We start from the raw sequence: 4,439 nt of genomic DNA, 5'->3' as shown, positions 1-4,439 counted from the left end.
GCTGCATGCGGGACGAGCTGCTCAACGAGACGCTGTTCTTCGGCCTCGACCATGCGAGAGAGAAAGTTCGCTCTTGGGTTCACGATTATAACCACCGGGGCCCGCACTCTTCCCTCGGCTATGCGACGCCAGCGGACTATGCAGCCGCGCTCACCGCAACAGGCGATCGGCTGCGCAATCCGGACCAGCTCCGCTGATCGCCTGTTGCTCACCCCACGCCTGCGGGCGTATCAACCGCCGGGACTCAAATCGCCGCTGGATGAAACTTCGGGGGCACGTCAGTGGGACGACGAAGCGGCGCGCGACGCCGTCTACGCCAATCGCGCGCGGCTGAAATCCAGCGTCGGCCGCGCCGCTATGCGGCAAGCGCCGCGAACTGGTCGAACGCAGCTTCGCCCATGTGCTCGATCGCGGCGGTATGCGCTGCACATGGCTGCAAGGGCGCGAAAATATCGCCAAACGCAACCTGATCCAGGTCGCAGGCTTCAATCTCGGCGTCCTGATGCGCGCCCTCGTCGGTTGCGGGACGCCAAGAGAACGCGCCGAGGCGGCCAGAAACGTCTTTTTGTTCGTTATTCGGACGGATAGCGCCACGGGCATCGTCATCATCGTTGACATCGGCAGCGCGCCGGCCATGCTCGCCGTCATCGCCGCTCCGGAACTCGATTAATCAAGCCGCGACTTCGTCACCGCGCTGGTAACTTGAGGCAACTCTCGTCCCGTGCTCATAAAGCAAGCTGCATCCCGGCATAGACCACACACACCTAATCCCTGGACCAACAGCGAAATGTGCGCTTTCTAGCAAGCATCAGCGCGAAGGTTGTGGCCGCCGCCCATCGCGGCCAGGACAATCAGGACAGCTTCGTCGATGAGACGATCGCGCTCAGACATACTCAGCTCGCCATCATCGACATGTCGCCGGCAGGTAAGCAGCCCACGCGGTCCCCGGACGGCCGTAAGATCATCGTTTACAACGACGAGAGCTACAATTTCCGAGAGCTACGGCGCGACCACGAGAAGCGGCGCGAACCGGAGCGTGCTCTCGTCGGACTGCGGGTCGGCAAAATGACTGAGGTGGGCGAGGCTTGGCTTGGTGTCGAGCCGGGAGACAATGGCGATGCTTGAGCACCGCGGAATGGTCAACGGACGCACGAAACCGTTGCGCGTCGCTGTGTTCAACGCCAGCGAACGCTACCACGGCTATGCGACCGGGGTCGGGAAGCACGCTGTCAACATGGTCGGGGAACTTGCCAGAAGGAAAGACGTCGACCTGACATTCTGGGTGCCAAAGGACTACTGGGCCCTAGACCAATCGGCACCTTCGATGGCACCACTCGCCCATGTCCAGAGTTGCCGTTTGCCGATATCACGACGCGCTTATGCCGCTGCAACCCTGAGCTTGAACTGGCCCTCTCTCGACTTGTACTCCGGCGAGGTGGATTGGATCTACAGCCCGCGGGAGGTCCTCGTCAGCGCGCGCCATGCGAACACGGCGGTAACGATACACGATGTCTATCATTTCGAGCCCGGCCGCAAAAAGCGCTTCGATCCACGAACACTCATGCGGTTTGCAATGTGGTCACGGATCGTATCGCGGGCCTCGGTCGTCCTGACAGTGTCGGAATTTTCGAAAAGCCGCATTTGTGAAGTGTTCGGAGCCGATCGGGCACGCGTCCAGGTTCTCGGCAACGGCATCGAGCAGCACTTCTTCGATATATCGCGTATGGATCCCGACGTGGCGTCGCCCTTGAGCGGAGTGAAATACTTCATTGCAGTGGGCGGCATCTCCCGGAAAAAAGGCGGCCACAACTTATTGCGCTTTGCCGAGCAGCTCGCAATCCAGGCGTCGGAGATCCGGCTCGTGGTGATCGGTCCAGTAGAGCAGGAATTTAGAAGTGACGCCTCTGCGGCGCGGAATGTGATGCTCATCGACGGCGGCATCGACGACCTGTCGATGGGCCGCTGGATCCGTGGAGCCATTGCCCTTGTCTCCCTCTCGAATTACGAGGGGTTTGGCATCCCAGGACTTGAGGCCATGGCAGCGGGCGTTCCCGTCGTGGCGAATAGGGGGGGAGGCGCGTTGCCCGAAATCATTGGTGAAGCGGGCTTGATGATCGATGCCGATTCCGCGACTGACCTCGCCGAGGCCGTGGAACTCCGGCGTGACGCCAATCTGCGCGACACGCTTATCAAGCGGGGGCATGCGCGCGCCGCCGAATATCGTTGGGATCGGTTCTGCGACCGGCTCGCCACTCTCCTCAGCGCTTACGCCGCACGCCCGTATAGCTGACGGGCTGATATGGGCCAAGCACATCAGCGAGCGCCCGCTACGGCCGAAGACCGAGTGATGCAATTTGGTGGAACCATGTGCTTGATATCTGGAATGCCACGCTCGCTGCTTAGCCCAGCCGGTAGTGGCGCCGCTTCTCGCGCTTCATGAAACGTTGGTGCCAGAACTTCCTTCAGCCTCGAAAACAAGGACGACTCATGACGGACGACTATGCGGGATATTCCGTATGGAAGCAGTGGAATCCTTCGCAGTTCATGGTCTGCGGCCCCTATGAGAGGCGCTATTATAAGGGTGAGTTCCGAGGGCTAGACTTGTCTGGCCGGAGAATACTCGAATTGGGATTCGGCAATGGCGGCTTCCTCCGTTATGCAACGGACCAGGGAGCCAGAATATCCGGCACGGAACTGCTCGCCGAGGCGCGAGCAAGCGCAGCGGAACGCGGCGTGCGCGTCTATGCGCTCGATTTGTCCGACGCCTTGACGGAGGACACAGGCAATTTTGACATCGTTGTCGCATTCGACGTCATGGAGCACTTGACGCGCGAGCAGCTTCTCGTCTTGTTCGAGTCCTTGGCGAAGCTGCTGAAATCCGGCGGACATGTATTAGCGCGCTTCCCCAATGCCCAAAGCCCACTTGGTTGCGTGACCCAAAACGGCGATTGGACACATCGCTCCGCGCTCTCCGGGCAAGTGCTGATGCAGCTTCTGGTCGGCAAGCCTTGGACAATGGTACGCGCCGAAAACCCCTTCACGGTGGTCGATGCTGACAGCGCGCTGAAGCGAATCGGAATGCGCTTGCGCTACGCCACGCGCCGGGGTGTCGAATGGACCCTAGCCAAGGTCTACGGAATCGCCATCGCGCTCGACCCCAATGTCACCGTTCTACTCAGACGTGACTGAATACCAGAACTCTCCCGGCTCCCGTGAACCGATAGATGGTTTTGTCGGTGGGAGCGTTCTCGAAAGCGCGTTTTTCCGGTGAATCCGCGTTCATACGTCGGCATCGACGTTGACCGGGGCCTTCGCCGGCTTATGGAGGAAGACGGAGATGTTCAAATTTGCCTATCGCATGCAGCAAACGGAGATGTTCAAATTTCTCCGTCTCGTCCGGGATTGGCTACTTGCGCCAATTTATAAGAAACAAGATACGCTGCATGACTATATTGTGAGAACACAATGGACTCAATCAGTGAGCGCAACGAAAAACCCACTTAGTCGCTTCGGGGCTAAGTATTTCTCTCAAACAGATGAGGATGGAATCACACTCGAAATTGTTAAACGTCTTGGTATTGCGAATGGAACATTTGTTGAGCTTGGTGTAGGCGATGGACTAGAAAATAACACTCTAATTCTTCTAGCGATGGGTTGGCGCGGGTTCTGGATCGGCGGCGAAGATTTGTGCTTCAATCATAAGTTGAACCCACAACGATTCGCTTTCTTAAAGGCTTTTGTAACGCTGGAAAATGTCATACCACTCATGCGGCAGGGCTTCGAAAAGTTGACGATTATTACTGCAGACATTATAAGTATCGATTTAGATGGCAACGATTACTATTTTGTAAATGATATACTAGAGAGCGGCATATCTCCTAAGCTTTTTATAGTTGAATATAATGCAAAATTCCCTCCGCCAATTAAATGGACTATTGATTACGACGCAAATCATTTATGGGACCATAGCGACTATTCAGGCGCGTCTTTACAACTGCTATCAGATCTGTTATCGTGTTTCTCTTATACATTATTATGTTGCAATGCGGCGACGGGGGCTAACGCATTTTTTGTTCGGGATGAATATCTATCGTATTTCCCAGAGGCTCCAAAAAATATTGACGATATTTTCGTCCCGGCCAACTATCAGCTTTTTAAACAGGGTCACCGCCCGTCGCCAAAAACCATTGAGCGAATGCTCATTATGGGCGGGTCTTCGTGCGGCGGCGCGGCCCCCGTGATTGCTGAAAAGCAAGTTCGTCAATACGTGGACTGAATGCACCCGAGACAGTTTCTCGCCCCTCCTTGTTCGGAATTATCGAGCTTTCAACTAGGCTTTGCGTATTAGAGTCGGTCCGCGAACTTCATGCTTGATTACAAAGCCTTCTGAGCATCAGGCGGATGGAGGCGAGGTGAAGAAACGCCAATGCCTTACGGTT

Annotated in this window: 5 protein-coding genes and 1 pseudogene; all 6 read left to right on the top strand. The window is 56.5% G+C overall.

Features of this window, described 5'->3' with window-relative positions; genetic code table 11:
• Nucleotides 1–263, top strand: a pseudogene (locus tag EDE12_RS21540) (transposase); the annotation flags it as partial.
• Between the two features lie 137 nt (nucleotides 264–400).
• The gene (locus EDE12_RS21535) at nucleotides 401–670 is read left to right on the top strand and encodes a hypothetical protein (RefSeq protein WP_134188308.1); all 270 of its coding nucleotides are present in this window, start codon (nucleotides 401–403) and stop codon (nucleotides 668–670) included.
• A gap of 152 nt (nucleotides 671–822) precedes the next feature.
• Entirely contained in the window at nucleotides 823–1,125 is a 303-nt protein-coding gene (locus tag EDE12_RS21530; RefSeq protein ID WP_024882111.1) for a hypothetical protein, read from the top strand.
• Nucleotides 1,112–2,290: a glycosyltransferase family 1 protein gene (locus tag EDE12_RS21525; protein ID WP_024882110.1), complete on the top strand. Its 1,179-nt coding sequence runs from the start codon at nucleotides 1,112–1,114 to the stop codon at nucleotides 2,288–2,290. Before EDE12_RS21530 ends, EDE12_RS21525 begins: the two co-directional genes overlap by 14 nt.
• Before the next feature lie 197 nt (nucleotides 2,291–2,487).
• Nucleotides 2,488–3,189, top strand: a complete 702-nt coding sequence (locus EDE12_RS21520; RefSeq protein WP_051592314.1) for a methyltransferase domain-containing protein — start codon at nucleotides 2,488–2,490, stop codon at nucleotides 3,187–3,189.
• Nucleotides 3,190–3,337: 148 nt separating this feature from the next.
• Nucleotides 3,338–4,276 (top strand): hypothetical protein, encoded by a 939-nt coding sequence (locus EDE12_RS21515; protein WP_134188307.1) that lies wholly within the window; start codon nucleotides 3,338–3,340, stop codon nucleotides 4,274–4,276.
• Nucleotides 4,277–4,439 lie beyond the last annotated feature (163 nt).

Origin of the sequence: Methylosinus sp. sav-2, assembly GCF_004366495.1 — a bacterium.
Classification (GTDB): Bacteria; Pseudomonadota; Alphaproteobacteria; order Rhizobiales; family Beijerinckiaceae; genus Methylosinus.
The sequence above is the reverse complement of the archived record's forward strand: the minus strand, read 5'-3'. Positions and strand labels throughout refer to the sequence as shown.